The following is a 591-nucleotide window of genomic DNA, read 5'->3' on the forward strand; positions in this document are numbered from 1 at the left end:
ACTGGCTGGCGTAGAGGTAGTTGCCGACGGACAACAGCGCCGTGGGCGCGTGTCCCTGGACGGCTACGGGCCACTGTTTCAGGATGGCGCCGGTGTTCCGGTCGATCTTGAAGATGTGGTCGGTGTTGACCATCCAGACGAAGTTGCTGTCAGCAGCGACCGCGCCGAGGTGGTGGTTGTTGTTGAGCGAGTCGTTGCTGCCCGAGTTGAGATCGATCTTCTGCAGGCCGCTGTCGGAGTTGTCGACGGCGTACAGATACTGGCCGGCGATCGCCACGGAAGCGGTCGAGGTCCTGTAGTTGCCGTAGGGAAGCGTGGTCACGGCGCCGGTTTCCGGGTCAACGCGGCGAATGCCGCAGGTGTCGGTGGCATAGATGAACCGGCCGTCGGTACCGACGACCCTCAGCGGGGCATAGTCGGTGCGGAACAGCGCACTGTCTCGGCTGGGATAGCTGGTGCAGAGATCAGCCGAGTTGACTTGGCCGGACACTCTCGTGACCTCGCGGCTGGAGTTGTCCACACGCGCGATCATGTTGCCGTTGGCCGTGTACGTGGCACCGCCAAGGACCGCAACCCCATTAGCCCCACTCA

1 protein-coding gene is annotated in these 591 nt (G+C 63.3%); it reads right to left on the reverse strand.

Annotated features, from left to right (window positions below; all coding sequences use genetic code 11):
* The coding region (locus Ato02nite_RS50705) for an NHL repeat-containing protein (RefSeq protein WP_213013930.1) at nt 1–520 on the reverse strand (520 nt) is incomplete at its 3' end.
* Between the last annotated feature and the right edge of the window lie 71 nt (nt 521–591).

It is taken from the genome of Paractinoplanes toevensis (assembly GCF_018332695.1).
GTDB lineage: Bacteria > Actinomycetota > Actinomycetes > Mycobacteriales > Micromonosporaceae > Actinoplanes > Actinoplanes toevensis.